Origin of the sequence: Knoellia koreensis (assembly GCF_013041615.1) — a bacterium.
Lineage (GTDB): Bacteria > Actinomycetota > Actinomycetes > Actinomycetales > Dermatophilaceae > Pedococcus > Pedococcus koreensis.
Genome location: NZ_JABEPQ010000004.1, coordinates 253,688 through 270,341, shown reverse-complemented (window position 1 = coordinate 270,341; position 16,654 = coordinate 253,688). Strand labels below are relative to the sequence as shown.

At 71.0% G+C, this 16,654-nt stretch carries 15 protein-coding genes and 1 pseudogene; 12 read left to right on the top strand and 4 right to left on the bottom strand.

Annotated features, from left to right (window positions below):
- Positions 1 to 14: 14 nt before the first annotated feature.
- The 3 genes from HJG52_RS17050 to HJG52_RS21010 are packed head-to-tail and all read left to right on the top strand — an operon-like array spanning position 15 to position 3,209.
- Positions 15 to 395, top strand: coding sequence for a Rid family hydrolase (locus HJG52_RS17050; RefSeq protein WP_171244815.1), 381 nt, complete (start codon positions 15 to 17; stop codon positions 393 to 395).
- Positions 388 to 2,007 carry an N-acyl-D-amino-acid deacylase family protein gene (locus HJG52_RS17045; protein ID WP_171244814.1) on the top strand — a complete coding sequence of 540 codons (1,620 nt, stop codon included), beginning with the start codon at positions 388 to 390 and terminating at the stop codon, positions 2,005 to 2,007. Before HJG52_RS17050 ends, HJG52_RS17045 begins: the two co-directional genes overlap by 8 nt.
- The gene (locus tag HJG52_RS21010; RefSeq protein WP_240978124.1) at positions 2,004 to 3,209 is read left to right on the top strand and encodes a family 10 glycosylhydrolase; all 1,206 of its coding nucleotides are present in this window, start codon (positions 2,004 to 2,006) and stop codon (positions 3,207 to 3,209) included. The genes HJG52_RS17045 and HJG52_RS21010 overlap by 4 nt, the downstream gene beginning before the upstream one ends.
- A gap of 369 nt (positions 3,210 to 3,578) precedes the next feature.
- Here HJG52_RS21010 and HJG52_RS21910 read toward each other — a convergent pair.
- Together HJG52_RS21910 and HJG52_RS17035 are read right to left on the bottom strand one after the other, a co-directional pair.
- Positions 3,579 to 3,731: pseudogene (locus HJG52_RS21910) on the bottom strand (helix-turn-helix domain-containing protein); the annotation flags it as partial.
- 773 nt (positions 3,732 to 4,504) lie between these two features.
- Positions 4,505 to 5,386 carry an SDR family oxidoreductase gene (locus HJG52_RS17035; RefSeq protein ID WP_171244812.1) on the bottom strand — a complete coding sequence of 294 codons (882 nt, stop codon included), beginning with the start codon at positions 5,384 to 5,386 and terminating at the stop codon, positions 4,505 to 4,507.
- Between the two features lie 85 nt (positions 5,387 to 5,471).
- Here HJG52_RS17035 and HJG52_RS17030 point away from each other — a divergent pair, with 85 nt between their 5' ends.
- From HJG52_RS17030 to HJG52_RS17010, 6 genes are all read left to right on the top strand, one after another.
- The gene (locus HJG52_RS17030) at positions 5,472 to 6,035 is read left to right on the top strand and encodes a TetR/AcrR family transcriptional regulator (RefSeq protein ID WP_171244811.1); all 564 of its coding nucleotides are present in this window, start codon (positions 5,472 to 5,474) and stop codon (positions 6,033 to 6,035) included.
- Between the two features lie 95 nt (positions 6,036 to 6,130).
- The gene (locus HJG52_RS21400; RefSeq protein WP_277352175.1) at positions 6,131 to 6,265 is read left to right on the top strand and encodes a hypothetical protein; all 135 of its coding nucleotides are present in this window, start codon (positions 6,131 to 6,133) and stop codon (positions 6,263 to 6,265) included.
- 261 nt (positions 6,266 to 6,526) lie between these two features.
- Entirely contained in the window at positions 6,527 to 10,159 is a 3,633-nt protein-coding gene (locus HJG52_RS17025; protein ID WP_171244810.1) for an ATP-binding protein, read from the top strand.
- Positions 10,146 to 10,565: a roadblock/LC7 domain-containing protein gene (locus HJG52_RS17020; protein ID WP_240978123.1), complete on the top strand. Its 420-nt coding sequence runs from the start codon at positions 10,146 to 10,148 to the stop codon at positions 10,563 to 10,565. The genes HJG52_RS17025 and HJG52_RS17020 overlap by 14 nt, the downstream gene beginning before the upstream one ends.
- Positions 10,566 to 10,568: 3 nt before the next feature.
- Positions 10,569 to 10,940 carry a DUF742 domain-containing protein gene (locus tag HJG52_RS17015; RefSeq protein ID WP_171244809.1) on the top strand — a complete coding sequence of 124 codons (372 nt, stop codon included), beginning with the start codon at positions 10,569 to 10,571 and terminating at the stop codon, positions 10,938 to 10,940.
- The gene (locus HJG52_RS17010; protein ID WP_171244808.1) at positions 10,921 to 11,505 is read left to right on the top strand and encodes an ATP/GTP-binding protein; all 585 of its coding nucleotides are present in this window, start codon (positions 10,921 to 10,923) and stop codon (positions 11,503 to 11,505) included. Before HJG52_RS17015 ends, HJG52_RS17010 begins: the two co-directional genes overlap by 20 nt.
- Before the next feature lie 49 nt (positions 11,506 to 11,554).
- Here the strand turns inward: HJG52_RS17010 and HJG52_RS17005 are convergent, their stop codons facing one another.
- Positions 11,555 to 12,436, bottom strand: coding sequence for an alpha/beta fold hydrolase (locus tag HJG52_RS17005; protein ID WP_171244807.1), 882 nt, complete (start codon positions 12,434 to 12,436; stop codon positions 11,555 to 11,557).
- A gap of 48 nt (positions 12,437 to 12,484) precedes the next feature.
- On the opposite strand from HJG52_RS17005, the gene HJG52_RS17000 reads away from it, so the two are divergent.
- The 3 genes from HJG52_RS17000 (at position 12,485) to HJG52_RS16990 (ending at position 15,935) form a co-directional block, all read left to right on the top strand.
- Positions 12,485 to 12,925, top strand: coding sequence for an SRPBCC family protein (locus tag HJG52_RS17000; RefSeq protein WP_171244806.1), 441 nt, complete (start codon positions 12,485 to 12,487; stop codon positions 12,923 to 12,925).
- Entirely contained in the window at positions 12,922 to 14,247 is a 1,326-nt protein-coding gene (locus HJG52_RS16995; RefSeq protein ID WP_171244805.1) for an MFS transporter, read from the top strand. Before HJG52_RS17000 ends, HJG52_RS16995 begins: the two co-directional genes overlap by 4 nt.
- Positions 14,248 to 14,528: 281 nt before the next feature.
- The gene (locus tag HJG52_RS16990) at positions 14,529 to 15,935 is read left to right on the top strand and encodes a C40 family peptidase (RefSeq protein WP_171244804.1); all 1,407 of its coding nucleotides are present in this window, start codon (positions 14,529 to 14,531) and stop codon (positions 15,933 to 15,935) included.
- 111 nt (positions 15,936 to 16,046) lie between these two features.
- On the opposite strand, the gene HJG52_RS16985 is transcribed toward HJG52_RS16990, so the two are convergent.
- Positions 16,047 to 16,598: an inorganic diphosphatase gene (locus HJG52_RS16985; RefSeq protein ID WP_171244803.1), complete on the bottom strand. Its 552-nt coding sequence runs from the start codon at positions 16,596 to 16,598 to the stop codon at positions 16,047 to 16,049.
- Positions 16,599 to 16,654: the final 56 nt, after the last annotated feature.

Below are 16,654 nucleotides of genomic sequence, written 5' to 3'. Positions count from 1 at the left end.
AGAAGGAGACGCTCGTGTCGCGACGTTCGGGCACACCGGTCGAGGGGCCCGCTCCGGGCGGCCCCTACTCCCACGCCGTCCGCATCGGATCGACCGTGGCCATCGCCGGCCAGTGCGGCTACCTGCCCGACCGCTCCCTGGTGGAGGGCGTCACGGCGCAGACGCGGCTGGCCCTCGACAACCTTCGGGGTGCCCTCGAGTCCGTGGGCTCAGGGCTGGGCGACGTCATCGCCGTGAACGCCTACCTCACGGAGCTCGACCACTTTGGGGAGTTCAATGCGGCCTACGCCGAATACTTCGACGAGCCGTTCCCCGCGCGTACGACGATCTACTGCGGGTTGCGGCCCGGAGTGCTCGTCGAGGTGAGCGCCACGGCCGTGGTCGACGATGACTGACGACCTGTGGATCCGCGGAGCGCTCATCGTCGACGGAACTGGCTCAGCGGCATACGAGGGTGACATCACGGTCTCCGAGGGGCGCATCCGGAGCGTGGGGGAGCCGTCCGGCCGGCCGGCCCGCCGCGTCGTGGAAGCGGAGGGACTGGTGGTCAGCCCCGGCTTCATCGACCTGCACACGCACTCGGACTTCACGCTGCCCCGGTACCCCCGCGCGCACTCCATGGTCAGGCAGGGCGTGACGACCCAGCTGACGGGCAACTGCGGGTTCTCGCCGTTTCCGGTCAACCGGGAGCACCAGGACCTCCTCGAGGAGTACGTCGGGTTCCTCGACGCCGGACTGCCGTGGGGTTCCTGGCATACAGCCGAGGAGTACCTCGACCTTCTCGAGGCGCTGCCCCTGTCGAGCAACGTGGCCGTACAGGTGGGCCACGGCAGCGTCCGGATCGCCACGATGGGTTTCGACGGGTCGAAGCCCGACGAGAGCCAGCTCGCGCGCATGCAGGACGACGTCCGGGATGCGATGCGCGCCGGCGCGTTCGGAATGTCGAGCGGCCTGACGTACGCCCCGGCGAGCGCTGCGTCGACCGACGAGCTGATCGCGCTGGCGTCGGTGGTCGCGGAGGAGGGCGGCTTCTACTCGACGCACATCCGCAGCGAGGCCACAACGGTGGTCGAGGCGGTTGCTGAGGCGCTCCAGATCGGCCTGGCTGCCGGCCTGCCGGTCCAGATCAGCCACCACAAGATCATGGGCAAGGACAACTGGCCCAAGGTGTCGGACACCCTGGCCTTGATCGACGCGGCCCTCGACGCAGGCCAGGACGTCGCGCTCGACCAGTATCCCTACACCGCCGGGAGCACCGGGCTGGCCGTCGTGCTGCCGCGCTGGGCCCTCGAAGGTGGTGTCGCGGCGATGCAGGCCAGGCTGTCGCACCCCGAGGAGCGCGCACGGATCCGCGAGACCATCGCGGCGCAGGGGCCCGCGGACCTGCTGCGCGGGCTGCGGGTCTTCGAGCCGGACACGATCGTCATCGCGGAGACGCCGCCCGGCCCGTTCGCCAAGTACGTCGGGTGGAAGCTCAGCGACGTTGCGATCGACCGGCGGCAGGCGGCGGTCGACACCGCCCTCGACATGCTGCACGCGGCTGGCGGCGACGTGCTCACCATCGTGCACGGGCAGTCGGAGGAGAACCTCCGCCGGATCATGCGCCACCCCGAGACGGCGATCGCGAGTGACGGCTGGACCCTCAGCCCGGAGGCGGGCGGCCGACCGCATCCGCGCAGCTACGGGACCTTCGCGAGGGTGCTTGGCGAGTACGTCCGTGAGGAGCACGTCCTCGACCTACCTGAGGCGATCCGCAAGATGACGAGCCTCCCTGCTCGCCGCCTGGGCCTGTCGGACCGTGGACTCCTCAAGCCCGGTTACGCCGCCGACCTGGTCCTCTTCGACCCGAACCGCGTGATTGACAACGCGACCTTCGACACGCCTCACCGCTTCAGCGCCGGCGTCGAGCTCGTCGTCGTCAACGGCAAGGTCGTCATCGACGGAGGCGAGGACACGGGAGCGGTCGCCGGACGGGTGCTGCGCCACAGGAAGGGCGGTGCGGCGTGAAGTCCTCGATGTTCGTCTTCGGTGTCGACCTGGTCGACGAGGGGATCGACACCGTCCTGGGCAACCTGCGGGACCGCGCCGGTGTCGACGCGGTGTCGCTGTCGGCGACCTACCACGATGCGCGGGACGTCTTGCCGCACAACCCCCGGCGCACGGTCTACCGGCACGAGGGTGACGTGGCGTGGTTCCAGCCGCGGCCGTCGCTGTATCCGGAGGGTCACGTGCCCCCGGTCGCGACGGACGCGGGCGGCCGGGACCTGCTCGCGGAGCTCTGCTCCCGCGCCGAGCACATCGGCCTGGACGTGCAGGCGTGGACGATCTACACCCACAACTCGCGGATCAGCTTCGCGAACCCGACGTCGACGACCCAGAACGCGTTCGGCGACCGGATCTTCGGTGATCTGTGCCCGGCGAACCCTCAGGTCCAGGACTACTTCCTGGCGCTCACCGCGGACGTATGCCGCTATCCCATCCAACGCCTGTTGGTCGAGGCGCTCCACTATCGCCCGTTCGAGCACGGCGACCACCACGAGCGGTGCTTCGTCGAGCTCGACGCCGCCGAGCGTGCGCTGCTCGGCCTGTGCTTCTGCGCGCACTGCACGAGTGGGGCGGCGGAGGCAGGGATCGATGTCGAGAGCCTGAGCCAGGGCGTGAGGACCGTCCTGCACCGGGCGTTCACCGACGAGCGCCCCGACGGCCCGGGGGACCGCACCTTCGTCGAGACCTTGAACGCCTACACCCGGCACCGTGAGTCGGTCGTCACCGACATCGCGGCCCGGGTTCAGGACGTCGCGAGCAGCCAGGACGTCTCGATGACCTTCATCGACCACGGCGGGGCGATGCCGCACGTGATGAAGGGTCTTGGGGCGGACGAGTCACCGAGGCTGCTGTCGAGCCGACTGGGAATCGATCCAGCCGCCACAGCCAAGAAGGTGGACGAGTTCGGGATCCTCGGCTACCGAGGCACGGCCCAGGAGCTCCGGGACGTCGTCGACGCCTACCGGCCTCTTCTCGGTGATCACCCCACGTCCATGGCGCTACGGCCGATGGCGCCGGACTGCACTGACCCCGGGAACCTGGCCGAGAAGGTCGCAGTCGCGGCGGAAGCGGGACTGAGCCGAGTGGACTTCTACCACTACGCTCTCGCACCGCTCAATCGGCTGGACTGGATCGCTCAAGCGCTCGACCGCGTCAAGACGTGACAGGCGGGAGTGAGTCTGGACTTTCCGGCATGACCCCAGGACCGCTCCACCGCTTACCTTCGAGCCGTTCGGGCAGGGCAGACGGGGGCATGATCTCGCTGGCGTACACGGCGGCCCGCTGGGGGCTCGTTGGCGTTCAACCGGGTGCCACGCCTGTTCGCAACGGGGTTGGTGGGCCCAAAGGTGGGCTGACATGGGCGGGGATGCGGTTCCGTAACGATGTGTGAACCGTCCTGAGTCTCTCGGAGGGTGGGCCAGCGACCGGTCCACGGCGATCTGCCGGTACCTCGGCCGGGCGAGCCGCGCGCTCGCCAACCGGTGCGCCGCCGACGGGCGGTAGCGTCCCTGCTCATCCCCGTTGCGGCCCAGCTCACGACTGACCGTCGACACGTCACGGCCGAGCTCACGGGCGATCGAGCGCATCGACTCCCCGGCGCGCCGACGGTCCGCGATCACCCCCCGCTCCTGCTCGGACAGGTACCTCGCCGAGCGTGCTGGCCCCTCCAAAGTCACAGTGACCATGGCCGGATACTGCCGCACGCTCCCGTCCCTGTCTGGGACGGTGTGCCCGTACCGCCACCGTGTCCCAGTCCGCCGGTTGACCCCCACGATCCGGCAGGCTTCCGCATTGCTCACCCCCCGCGCGACGAGCCTGGCATACTCCTCCCGCTGCCTCGACATCGGCGCCGGTCCCGGCACCCTGCGACGTGAGGACTGCTCCTCCATGACGCCCTTCACTCACCTGAGTGTTGCGTCGTTCGCTGGAATCCAAGTCATCACAGTGGGGCCAAAATAGCTTGTCATTCTCAGCCGCCGGAGTGGACGGCTTGACATGCCGGGCCGAGGGCAGCAGTGAACCCACCCGTGCGCCACGCCCGGATTCACTGGTCCACGCTGGCCCGCGAAACCCTCACCCACTCACAGCCTGAGTCGGCGTTGGGGCCAGCATCTTGACGCACGATAGCCCGCGGGTGGATCCTCTTCGGCTGCCGCCGGGGCAGCCTGGGAATGGCCGGGGCATCCATAGAAGTACATGTTCGATGCCATGATTGAACCGAGAATGTCCGTGATTGAGCCGACGACATTCGGGGGTCGCGGTGAACGTCGAACCAGTGTTTGTGCAGGTCAGCGTCGATGTTCGCGGCGGGACCCACGGCGTTCGGGGCAGTGCTTTCGTCGCGAACCGAAAGGAATAGGTCAAGGGTTCGATTCCCTTAGGCGGCTCAGCGAACGCCCTCGACTCCGGTCGAGGGCGTTTCGGCTTCCCACGACCGGGTCGACGCCTCTGACCGACCTCAGCGCTCGATGTTCTCCAGGTCGTCGAGCAGGCTCGGGTGCGTCGGGTTCCAGCCGAGGCCTTCGCGAGTCATCGCGCTCGACGCCGGCTGGTCCGCGGCGAACACCGGGCCCAGGGGGCCGTAGCCATCCGCTGGCAGTTCCCGGACGGGCAGGCCGAGTCGACGGCCGATCACGGCCGCGATGTCGCGGACTGCGACGCCCTCGTCGGCCACGGCGTGCCAGGTCGACCCGGCGGGCGCCGACTCGAGCGCGAGGCGGAAGAGCGCGGCCGCGTCGGCCGCGTGGACCGCGGGCCACCGCTGCTGACCATCGCCCGGGTAGCCGGCGACACCGGACTCACGGGCCAGGTTGGTCAGCAGGCCCGCGAACCCGCCGGTGCCGTGGTTGTGGACGGTCCGGGGGAGGCGCACCGCCGACACGCGCACGCCTTGGTGCGCCAGGTCGAGCGCCGCCATGACCGATCGGCCGCGTGCGGCGACCGGGCCCTCGATGACGAGGGGGTCGGTCTCCGTCGCGCTGCGCCCGGGGACCGCCGGTGTCCCGGAGCAGACGACGAACGGGCGGTCGGTGCCGACCAGCGCCTCGCCGATCGCCCTGACCGCCCCGGCCTCCTCGGTGATGCCCGCGGCGAGCGCCTCCGCGCTGCTGAAGTCGTTCCGGAAGGCGAGGTGGATGACCCCGTCCGCTCGCCCGGCCGCCTCACGGACCACGTCCACGTCGGCCAACGCACCTCGAACAGGCTCGGCGCCAGCCGACCGGACCGCGTCTGCCGACTGCTCCGAGCGGGCCAGTGCGGTGACCGCGTGGCCGTGCCCGAGCAGCTCGCGAACGACTGCCGACCCGATCAGGCCCGTGCCGCCGGTGATGAATACGCGCATACCAACCACTCCTCGTGATGTCACAATGTGTCATGCCAGCGTAACAGAGGCGATGACACACTGTGTCATCGCTTAGGATCGCGGCATGAGTCGTTGGGAGCCCGATGCCGGCGGCCGTCTGCGCGAGGCGGCCCTCGAGCTCTTCGCGACCACCGGCTATGAAGCGACGACGGTGGCCCAGATCGCCGCGCGGGCCGGGCTCACGTCCCGCACCTTCTTCCGCCACTTCCCGGACAAGCCCGAGGTCCTGTTCGCCGGCTCCGACACCCTCGAGCAGAAGATGGTCGCGGCGCTGCGCGCGGCCCCACTGGAGGCGTCTCCCCGCAGGGCACTGGACGACGCCCTGGACGTCGCCGTCGCCTTGCTGTCCGAACGGGCCGACTTCGCCCGACGCCGGCACCACGTCATCGCCGCGAACCCGGCACTGCTCGAGCGCGAGACGATGAAGCTGGCGCGATTGTCCACGGCGCTCGCGACGGCACTGCACGAGCGGGGGGTGGGGCAGCGGCCCGCAGCCATGGCAGCCCAGGCGGCTGTCGCGGCATTCGGAGTCGCCTTCGACCAGTGGGCCAGGGAGCCCGGGGCCAATCTGCGGCGACTGGTCGAGGAGAACCTCGACCTGCTCGTCGGCCTCGTACGAGACAAGTAGGTTCGGCCGGAGTCGGCTCGTCTGTTCGGGTGGGTTCGCGCCCGTGCGCCGGATCACGTCGGGCGAAGCGGGCGAACGGTACGTACCGTGATGACATGACCGAGTCGACCGAGCGCGCCGAACGTGTGCGCACGCTGACGCCCGAGGAGCGTCGCGAGCTGGTCGACCTCATTGCCCGGGGCACGTGGCGTCTGTCTGGACGCCAAACGAGCGACAACCGCGACGACTGACCGCACCCGGCGGCATACCGATGTCGTATGCCGCGTAGTGGCGCCCGAATTCACCCGATTGCCCCTCCCCACGGGCCGTCATCGCGGCCATACTGGGTCGCTGGTCCGAGGGGTCGACGCCGCGCCGGGAGCGGCTAGTCCGTTTGGCCAGTAGTGCGGAGTCCGAAGGTGCCACTGGCGCTGATTGCCCGTCCCGCCCGCCCTTTCCCGGCCCTAGGTTTCGGTTCGCCCGAAGTGTTCGTCCCGAGGAAGGTGACTTGCGTGTCCAGACTGCAGTCGGCGGCTGGCCGTGGCCCGCGAAGCTGGTCCTTCGGCCATTGGCCGTTGCGGCGCAAGCTCGCTGCGGCGCTTGCCCTTCCCGTCCTCCTGGCCTTCATCTTCGGTGGGTTGCGCGTCAGCAGCGACTACAACCAATACCGCGAGCTGACCAGGGCGACCGACGCCGCGAAGGTGCTGACCCCGCTGCTGGAGTTCAACGCCGCCACGCAGACGCTGGCGTCGTCGTCGGTGCCCGGCGGCCCGGCCCGTAACCCGTCGGTCGTCGCCTACGACGCCGCGGCCAAGAAGCTCGAGGACGCCGCGAAGGGCAACATCAGCGCCGCCGCCAAGCGCGCCGTCGGCTCCGCACTGACCAACGGTCGCGGTGTGCGCACCTCCGTCGGCCAGGCCGGCGCCATGTCGGTTCTCATCGACAAGGCCAACGGCACCGCCCAGTCGGCGTCGGACGCCGTCGCCGGTCTCGGCATCGGTCTCGACCCACGCGCCACTCGTGGCCAGGGCGCGATCCAGGACTCGATCGCCGCCCAGCGCGCCATGCTGGCCCAGCAGCTCAACCTCTCCAACACCGACAACAGCGGTTCACGCCAGGCGGCACTCGGTGCGGTCGGTGCCGAGGCGTCGTTCCTGACCCGGCTCAAGGTCGAGGTGCAGCCCGAGAACGCCGGTGAGGCCCAGCGCCTCATCTACGACAACTTCCGTCGCGACGTCTCGTTGCAAGGTGGCGAGGTCCCCGACCAGAAGTTCCTCGGCGACTCCTACCGCGCCTCGATCCAGTCGTACCAGAAGGTGACCTCGCAGGAGCTGTCCTCGCTGCAGGACTACCTGGGCGCCCAGGCGGCCCAGTACCGCTCCAAGGCACTGCTCACCGCGGGCCTCATGGCGGTCGCCCTGTTGCTCGCCCTCGGCATCGTCATCGGCCTCGTCCGCTCGCTGCTCGGCCCGATCCGTGCGGTGCGTGCCGGCGCCCTCGACATCGCCAACCGGCGCCTGCCCGACGCCGTGGCCGCGATGCGTGACGGTGGCGACGCCCCCGAGTTCGAGCCGATCCCCGTCACCACGCACGAGGAGATGGGCCAGCTGGCCCGCGCCGTGGACGACCTCCACACCCAGGCCCTCACCCTCGCCGGTGAGCAGGCCCGCCTGCGGGTGCAGGTCGGGCACATGTTCGAGACCCTGTCGCGGCGCAGCACCTCGCTCATCGACCAGCAGCTGTCGCTCATCGAGCGCCTCGAGTCCGACGAGGAGGACCCGAAGCGGCTCCAGAGCCTGTTCCGGCTCGACCACCTCGCCGCTCGTATGCGCCGCAACTCCGACTCGCTGCTCGTGCTCGCCGGCACCTCCACCCGCCGCGGTGTCTCCGGCGCCATCGCGGTCTCCGACGCGGTCCGTGCCGCGGTGTCCGAGGTCGAGAACTACGAGCGCATCGACATCGGCGACACCTCCAACGACAAGGTCCTCGGCGCGGTCGGCTCCGACTTGATCCACCTGGTGGCCGAGGTCGTCGACAACGCTCTCGCCTACTCCCCGCCCACCACGCGCGTCGCGATCCGTGGCGCCCGCACGCCCGAAGGTGGCCTTCTCATCGAGGTCACCGACCGTGGCCTGGGTATGCCGCCCAAGGAGCTTGCGGGTCTCAACGACCGTCTCGCGAACGGCGGCGACATCACCGCCGACACCGCGCGGCGCATGGGCCTGTTCGTGGTCGGCAGTCTGGCGAAGCGGCACGGCATCGCCGTGCGGCTGCGCCGCAACGGCGACGACAAGCAGGGCATCACCGTGTCCGTGCACCTGCCGGCCGGTCTGCTGGCCGACGCCGACACCACGGCCGACCGACCGCGTCCGGCCGCTGCCGCTGCCGCCGCTGCGCCGGTCGCACCGGACGCGGGTCTGGCCCCGGCGACGCCGCCCACCTCCGCCGTCGGTGGCACGACCAAGTCCGGTCTGCCCACCCGCGTGCGCGGTGCGAGCGGTGCGCCGACCACGGCCGGACCCAGCCCGGTGCCGGGCGCCGCCAAGAAGCTCCTGCCCACCCGCACCCCGGGTGCGCACGGTCCCGGTGCGCCCACCGCGCCGGCCGCGCTGCCGGCGCCGGTCAAGCCCGTCATCGAAGGTGCCGAGCCGGCTGCCAAGGCCGCCGGCACCAACGGCACCGACACCAACGGCACCGACACCAACGGCGTTGACACCAACGGCACCAACGGCACTGACACCCACGACGCCAAGGGCACGAACGGCGTTGGGACCAATGGCAGCGACGGGGCCCACGACACCAACGGGGCCAAGGCCACCAACGGCGCAGAGACCAACGGACACGCGGCCGCCGAGGCCAAGGGCGACGACACGCAGGTCGACGAGGTCAAGGCAGACGACGCCCCGGTCGTCTCCAAGGCCGGTCTGCCGGTGCGCAAGCCGCGCGCCAGCCAGATCACCGAGTACCGCGAGTTCGAGGACGCCCCGGCCCCGGTCGCGCAGGAGCCGAAGGCCGACGAGACCGCCACCCGCAGCTCGCGGGCGGACGCTCCGGTCGCCAAGGGCAGCCGCCTCATGAACTGGCTGCCCGGTCGCGCCGCCAAGGCCGCCGAGGCCGCCCGCCTCGAGGCCGAGGCCAACGAGCCGCGGCAGATGCCGTCGAACCTCTCGGCCTGGCTCGACCACCGGGCCAAGATGGTCGAGGCCGCCAAGGCCCGCGAGGAGGGCGCCGCGACCGAGGACGTCGAGGTCACCGAGACCGAGACCGAGACCGAGACCGAGACCGAGACCGAGGCGCAAGCTGAGGTCGAGGTCATCGAGCCCGACGCCGCGGTGCACGTCCCGGACGAGTGGGTGGCCGAGGCCGGCGTCACCGAGCAGGTGAGCGAGGCTGCGGCCGAGCAGGAAGGCATACCGGCCGAGGCGCCGCAGGCGCACTCGCAGGAGACTGTCGCCGACGGCGCGCTGCCGACGCGGGTCCCCGGGGCCACCGGCGCTCCCGAGGCGGCCCGAGCGCAGGAGCCCGCGGCGCCGACGCCCACCGGTCGTCCGGCCGTTCGGGCCCACAACTCCTCGTTCTTCGGCGCCCGTCGCCGCGGACCGGCGGAGGCCACCCCGTCGCCGGAGCCGACCGAGGTCATCCCCGCCGCGGAGCTCCCTGTGGTCGAAGCCCCTGTGGTCGAGGCCCCCGTGGTCGAGGCCCCTGTCCCTGAGACCCCCGTGGCTGAGGCCCCCGTGGTCGAGACGCCTGTCGCGGACCTCGAGCCCGCACCGTCGGGCAACGAGAACGACACCCCGATCTTCCGGGCCATGATGTCGCGCTGGCTCACCGACGAGCCGGTCCAGACCGAGACGGAGGACTGGGCCCCCACCGAGATCGACCAGGCCTGGTCGGCCGCCGCACGAGTCGAGGAGACGCAACCGTTGGAGGAAAGCTCGGCCGGTCTCCCCATGCGCCGTCCCGGCAACCGGCTCATCCCCGGCGCGGCCGAGGAGCCGACGCCCACCCCGGCAGCACCCGCGACCTCGCGGCGTGACCCCGAAACCATCCGCCGCAACCTGAACCGCCACCAGAAGGGTGTGAGCGACGCTCGCACCGAGGCACAAGACGGAAACCACCGAGAGGAAGCCGATGTTCACCACTGACGCCATGGCCCAGCCCAAGGGCGAGTACGACTGGCTCGTGGCCAAGTTCGCGACCGAGACCCCCGGCGTTTCGCACGCCATCCTGGTCTCCGCCGACGGACTGCCCATGGCCTCCAGCGAGCAGCTCCCCCCGGAGCGCGCCGAGCAGATGGCCGCCGTGGCCTCCGGCATGGCGAGCCTCGCCTCGGGTGCGGCCCGCCTGTTCCAGGGTGGCACCGTCCTGCAGTCCGTGATCGAGATGGAGCTCGGGTACCTCCTGCTGATGAGCGTCGGTGACGGTTCGCACCTCGCCGCCCTCACCGGTACCGACTCCGACATCGGTCAGGTCGGTTACGAGATGGCGGTCCTCGTCGACCGCGTCGGCCAGATGATCGACGCGGCTGCCCGGACCCCGATGTCGGGGTAAGGGATGGCGACCGAGGAGCGTGAGGAGGCGGCGGCACCGCGACTGGTGCGGCCCTACGCCCTCACGTCCGGACGCACCGAGTCCGCGGTCGACCTGCCGATCGAGGCAACCCTCGAGGTGCAGCCGTCCGCGAAGACCGCCACCTGGCCGGAGGGTGACCTGTCCGGACGCATCATCGAGCTCTGCGCGGCCAGCCAGTCGGTCGCGGAGGTCTCGGCCAAGCTCCACATCCCGCTGGGGGTCGCCCGGGTGCTCCTGGGGGACCTCATCTCCGCCGGGCACCTCAAGACCCGAGCCACCATCTCCGAGAACACGACGACCGACGAGCGACGTGATCTGATCGAAAGGACACTCAGTGGACTACGCGCCCTCTAACCGCAACAGCGCCTCGACGAAGATCGTCGTGGCCGGCGGGTTCGGCGTCGGCAAGACCACCTTCGTTGGTGCCGTCTCCGAGATCGACCCGCTGCGCACCGAGGCCCTGGTCACCCAGGAGTCCGAGGGGCAGGACGACATCTCCAAGGTGCAGTCGAAGCACACCACCACGGTGGCCATGGACTTCGGTCGCATCACCCTCGCCGAGAACCTCGTGCTCTACCTCTTCGGCACCCCCGGCCAGCGCCGCTTCTGGTTCATGTGGGACGACCTGGTCAAGGGCGCCATCGGTGCCGTCGTCCTCGTCGACACCCGCCGCCTCGACGACAGCTTCGCCGCCGTCGACTACTTCGAGGCCAAGGGTCTGCCCTTCATCGTGGCCATCAACCAGTTCGACGACGCCGGCCAGTTCGGGCCCGACGAGATCCGTGAGGCGCTCGCCATCCCGAGCCACATCCCGGTCATCACCGTCGATGCCCGTGACCGCGAGTCGGCCAAGCACGCACTGGTGCGCATCACCGAGTTCGCGCTCACCCAGCTGACGAGCGTCCCGGCCACCGCCTGACGCCGCGTCACCCCTTGGCCTGAGGGCCGGTCCAGCAGAGGGCCGGCCCTCAGTCTTTGCCCTGATCCCGTTGGGACACAACGGCCTTCGCAACCGCGTGTGGCTCGGTCTCCGGTAGCCAGTGGCCCGCGTCGAGCTCGACGAAGTCGTATGCCGCGCTGACCCACCGACCGCTCGCCTCCGCCGCCTCGCGGCCGAGGGCAGGGTCCCGGGAGCCCCAGAGGTACGTCGTGGGGACGGTGATCGAACGGCTTGACCGCTCCGCGGGGGTGGCACGGCTTCCCTTGCGCCGCAACAGTTTCCGCGGATCCGGGAGGACGTCACCGCCTAGAGGGAGTGCGCGGTACCACGCCAGCCCGCCCGCCGCAGCGCCCGGCTCACGGAAGCGGGCGGCATACCGCTGCACGTCCGGCTCGGGCAGGCCGATGTCGCGCAGCACGGCGGGCAACCGGCGACGCAGCACCGCCTCGGGCAGCCACGGCAGCTGGAACGCGGCGATGTACCAGCTCTTGCGCGCCTGGTCGGGGTGACGCAGCGCCGCGGCCAACGCGCGGTGGTGCGGTGTCGACAGCACGGTCAGCGAACGCAGCAGCTCGGGATGGCGTTCGGCGAAGGCCCACGCCACCGACCCGCCCCAGTCGTGCCCGACGAGGTGCACGCGCTCGGCACCCGTCGCCGCCACGGCCGCTGCCACGTCCGCGACGAGCTCGCGCATGCGGTAGGCCGCCCGGCCCTGGGGTCGCGCGCGAGGGGAGTAGCCGCGCTGGTCGAAGGCGACGGCCCGCATCCCCGCGGCGGCCAGCTCGGTTGCGACCGCGGTCCACGCCGTGCGGTCCTGCGGCCACCCGTGCAGCAGCAGCGCCACCTCGCCGTCGGGCGGCCCGACCTCGGTGACGTCGAAGACCAAGCCGTCCCGCGTGAACTCGCGCATGGCCCGAACCTACGCGTAGTCAGCCGACCGGGGCGCAAGGATGGAGCCGTGCCCGTCTTCCGCTTCCACCACGAGTGGCACCTGCCCGCCCCGTTCGAGCGCACGTATGCCGCGCTGGCCGACGTCGAGCGCTACGACCGCTGGTGGCCGCAGGTGCGCAGCCTCGAGCGGATCGACGACGTGTCCGGACGGGTCACCATTCGCTCGGTGCTGCCCTACACGCTGCACCTCGTGCTGACCCGGGAGGCCGAGGACGAAGGCAGCGGGCTGCTGCGGGTGGGGGTCGCCGGCGACCTCGACGGCTGGTGCCAGTGGCAGGTCAGGGGTGACGGCGACGACACCGTGGCGGTCTTCGACCAGGAGGCCGTGGTCACCCCGGCCCTGCTCGCGCGGACCGCTTCGCTCACCGCTCCGTTGTTGCGCGCCAACCACGCCTGGATGATGCGCGCGGGGCAGGTCGGGCTCGCCAGACACCTTGGGAGAGAATGAAGCACGTGACCTCCCGCGACGCCCAGTATCCGTTGGGAGGGCGCCGCGCCTGGCTGGTCTACGCCTCGTCCGTGGCGATCTACGTCCTCGCGGTCTTCCATCGCAGCTCCCTCGGCGTGGCCGGGCTCATGGCGGCCGACCGGTTCCACATCGCCGCGACGCAGCTGTCGGTGTTCACGATGGTGCAGCTGTTCGTCTACGCGGCGATGCAGATCCCCGTGGGTGCGCTGCTCGACCGGTTCGGGCCCAAGCGGCTCCTGCTCGCCGGCGTCACGTTGATGACCGTGGCCCAGTTCGGCTTCGCGTTCGTCGACTCCTTCGCGGCGGGGATCGCCGCCCGCGTGCTGCTCGGCATGGGTGACTCGATGGTGTTCGTACCGCTGCTGCGGATCGTCGCGCTGTGGTTCCCGCCCCTACGGATCCCGCTCATCACGCAGGTCACCGGTCTCCTCGGCCAGCTCGGCGCCCTCGCGGCCGCGAGCCCCCTCGTCTACGCGTTGCACGAGTGGGGTTGGGAGCCCTCGTATGCCGCGTCAGCGGCTGTCGGTGTGGCGTTGGCGATCCTTGCCCTCGTCGTCGTGCGGGACTCGCCGAACCCCGACCACGAGCTCGACCAGATCAAGATCCGCGCCCTGGCCCGCACCATCCGGGCGGCCTGGCGGACGCCCGGCACCCGGCTCGGCCTCTGGTCACACTTCTCCGCACAGTTCGGCGCGACGGTCTTCGCGCTGCTGTGGGGGTTCCCGTTCCTCGTTGCGGGACAAGGACTTTCGCCGAGCACCGCCGGCAACCTGCTGGTGCTCATGACGATCACCACGGCGGTCACGAGCCCGCTCATCGGCAGCTTCGTCACCCGCTACCCGTTCTCGCGCTCCACCCTGATCCTCGGCATCGTCACCTCGATCATGGCGGTGTGGGCGGTGGTCCTGCTGTGGCCCGGGCGCGCGCCGTTGCCGCTGCTCGTGGTCCTCGTGGTCGTCACCGCGGTGGGCGGTCCCGGCTCGCTCGTCGGCTTCGACCTGGCGCGCACCTTCAACCCGCCCACCCGGCTCGGGAGCGCCACCGGCATCGTCAACGTCGGCGGGTTCCTCGCGTCGCTGTCGACGGTGATCCTCATCGGCGTCATCCTCGACCGCGTCGCCCCCGGCGGTCCGGACACCTACACGGTCGACGACTTCCGGCTGGCCATGGCGGTGCAGTACCTCGTGTGGGGGCTGGGGATCGTGCAGATCCTGCGGTACCGCCGGCTCGCGCGCCGCACGCTGCGCGCCGAGGACCCCACGGCATACGAGGCACTGCGTGCCGGCCACCGCGCCCGCTGACGCTGCTCGCTGACCCTCGGTCAGCGGTTCCCACCTGCACCAATGCCGATTTCGTGATGATTTCGTGACCATTGGTGGACACCTGTGCCAACAATTCGAGGACCTGCTGAAAAACATTCGTGTAAGTCGGCGAATTACATGAATGTCATTTTGTTCGAGCGCTGAAATGCGTGGGATTTGTGTGACGAATGGGTTCTGTGTGAAAAACCGGCCCTAGCCTCGTACGGCGCGAGAGCGAAACCCGACCGTGACCAGAGAGGCATCCCCCCGTGCCAGGCACCATGACCCCCCGCCGTGCCCTGCGAGCCGGCGCCGCCGTGTCCGTCGTCGGCCTCCTGTGCCTCTCCGCGGCGATGTCGGCCTCGGCCGACCCCGGCCCCGTCTACCCGTCCAAGGAGAAGGTGGCGAAGGCCAAGGAGGCGGTCACCACCACCGCCGGCAAGGTCTCCCAGCTCGACGCCCAGTACGCCGCCTCGAGCGCCCGGCTCAGCCAGGTGCAGGACCAGGCCTCGGCCGCGGCCGAGGAGTTCAACGGCGCGCAGCTCGCCCTCGACAAGGCCAAGGACGAGGCGAAGGCCGCCGCGGCCCGGGCCAAGGCAGCCCAGGCCACCGCCGACGCCGCGGGCCTGGAGGTCCGCCGGTACGCCGCCACCGTCTACCAGGCCGGTGGCAACCTCGGTGAGCTCGACGCCTACCTGTCGAGCAAGGGGCCGCAGGACCTCGTCGACCGCGCCACGGCGCTCGACGCCGTGAGCGACGCCCGGGCCCGGACGCTGCAGAAGGCGGCGGCCACCTCCGCCGTCGCGCGCACCATGGGCGCCCAGGCGCAGGCCGCCAGCGAGGCACAGGCCAAGGCGGCCGCAGTCGCCCAGCAGAAGCGCGACGCGGCGCAGCAGAAGGCCGATGCCGCCCAGGCCGAGGCGGTCCGCATCCAGAAGGAGCAGGACCAGCTCACCACCCAGCTCGCGAGCCTGCGCAAGACCTCGGTCGAGCTCGAGAAGCAGCGTCAGGACGGCCTCGCCGCAGCGGCCGCGGCCCGTGAGGCCGCAGCGGCTGCTGCCAAGCAGGCCCGGCTCGCCGAGGAGCGCGCCCGCGCCGCCCGCGACGCCGCCGCCCGCAAGGAGGCCGAGGCAGCGGCCAAGCGCGCCGCCGCGGAGGCCGCGCGCCAGAAGGCGGCAGCCGAGGCTGCCGAGCGGGCTGCCGCCCAGGCCGCCCAGAACCGCCCGTCCACGTCGCGGCCGACCCAGCCCCGTCCCTCCCAGCCGCGGCCGTCGCAGCCCACGCCCTCCAAGCCCAAGCCCGCCGACCCGCCGCCGCCCCCGCCGAGCAGCGGTGGCGTGTCCGCGGTCATCGCCTACGCCGAGGCCCAGCTCGGCAAGCCCTACGTGTGGGGTGGCACCGGCCCGGACGGCTTCGACTGCTCCGGCCTCACCCTCATGGCGTGGCGCCAGGCCGGCGTCTACCTGTCGCACTACACCGGCGCCCAGTGGGCCGAGACCGCGCGCGTGCCGATCAGCGACCTGCGCCCGGGCGACCTCGTGTTCTACGGCAGCTCCGGTCCGAGCAGCCACCACATGGGCCTGTACGTCGGCGGCGGCCAGATGATCGAGGCACCGCGCACCGGGCTCAACGTCCGCTACGCCTCGATCTACCGCTCCGACCTCCTGCCCTACGGCGGGCGCCCCTGACCGGGGCGGCGACCCCCCGGCATACCACCGGACCCCCGGCCAGACGTCTCGTCGGCCGGGGGTCCGGATGCGTGGTGGGTATGCCGCGGGCTCACCCGCGGCGTGCGCGCGTCAGTCTGTCGGCGGCTTGGCCTCGGACTGCGCGGTGTGGCCGGGGAGGGTCCAGCGGGCGGTGGTGAAGCTGGCCTCGTTGGCGCGCTGGATCGCCTCGCGCACGACGCGCTCGGCGTCCTCGCGGCCGGCCCAGTGGGCGCCCTCGACCGACTTACCTGGCTCGAGGTCCTTGTAGGTCTCGAAGAAGTGCTGGATCTCGAGGCGGTCGAACTCGTTGATGTGCTCGAGCTCGGTGATGTGGTCCTGGCGCGGGTCGCCGGCCGGGACGCACAGGATCTTGTCGTCGCCGCCGGCCTCGTCGCGCATGTGGAACATGCCGATCGGGCGGGCCCGCACGAGGCACCCGGGCCACGTCGGCTCCTCGAGCAGGACGAGCGCGTCGAGCGGGTCGCCGTCCTCGCCGAGGGTGTCCTCGACGTAGCCGTAGTCCGCCGGGTAGCGGGTGGACGTGAACAGGAGCCGGTCCAGCCGGATGCGGCCGGTCTCGTGGTCGACCTCGTACTTGTTCCGAGCTCCCTGGGGGATCTCGATGGTGACGTCGAACTCCACGACGCTGCCCCTTTCCTCGCATGCCCGGACTGATGACCTAGGCTCGCGACAGTCTT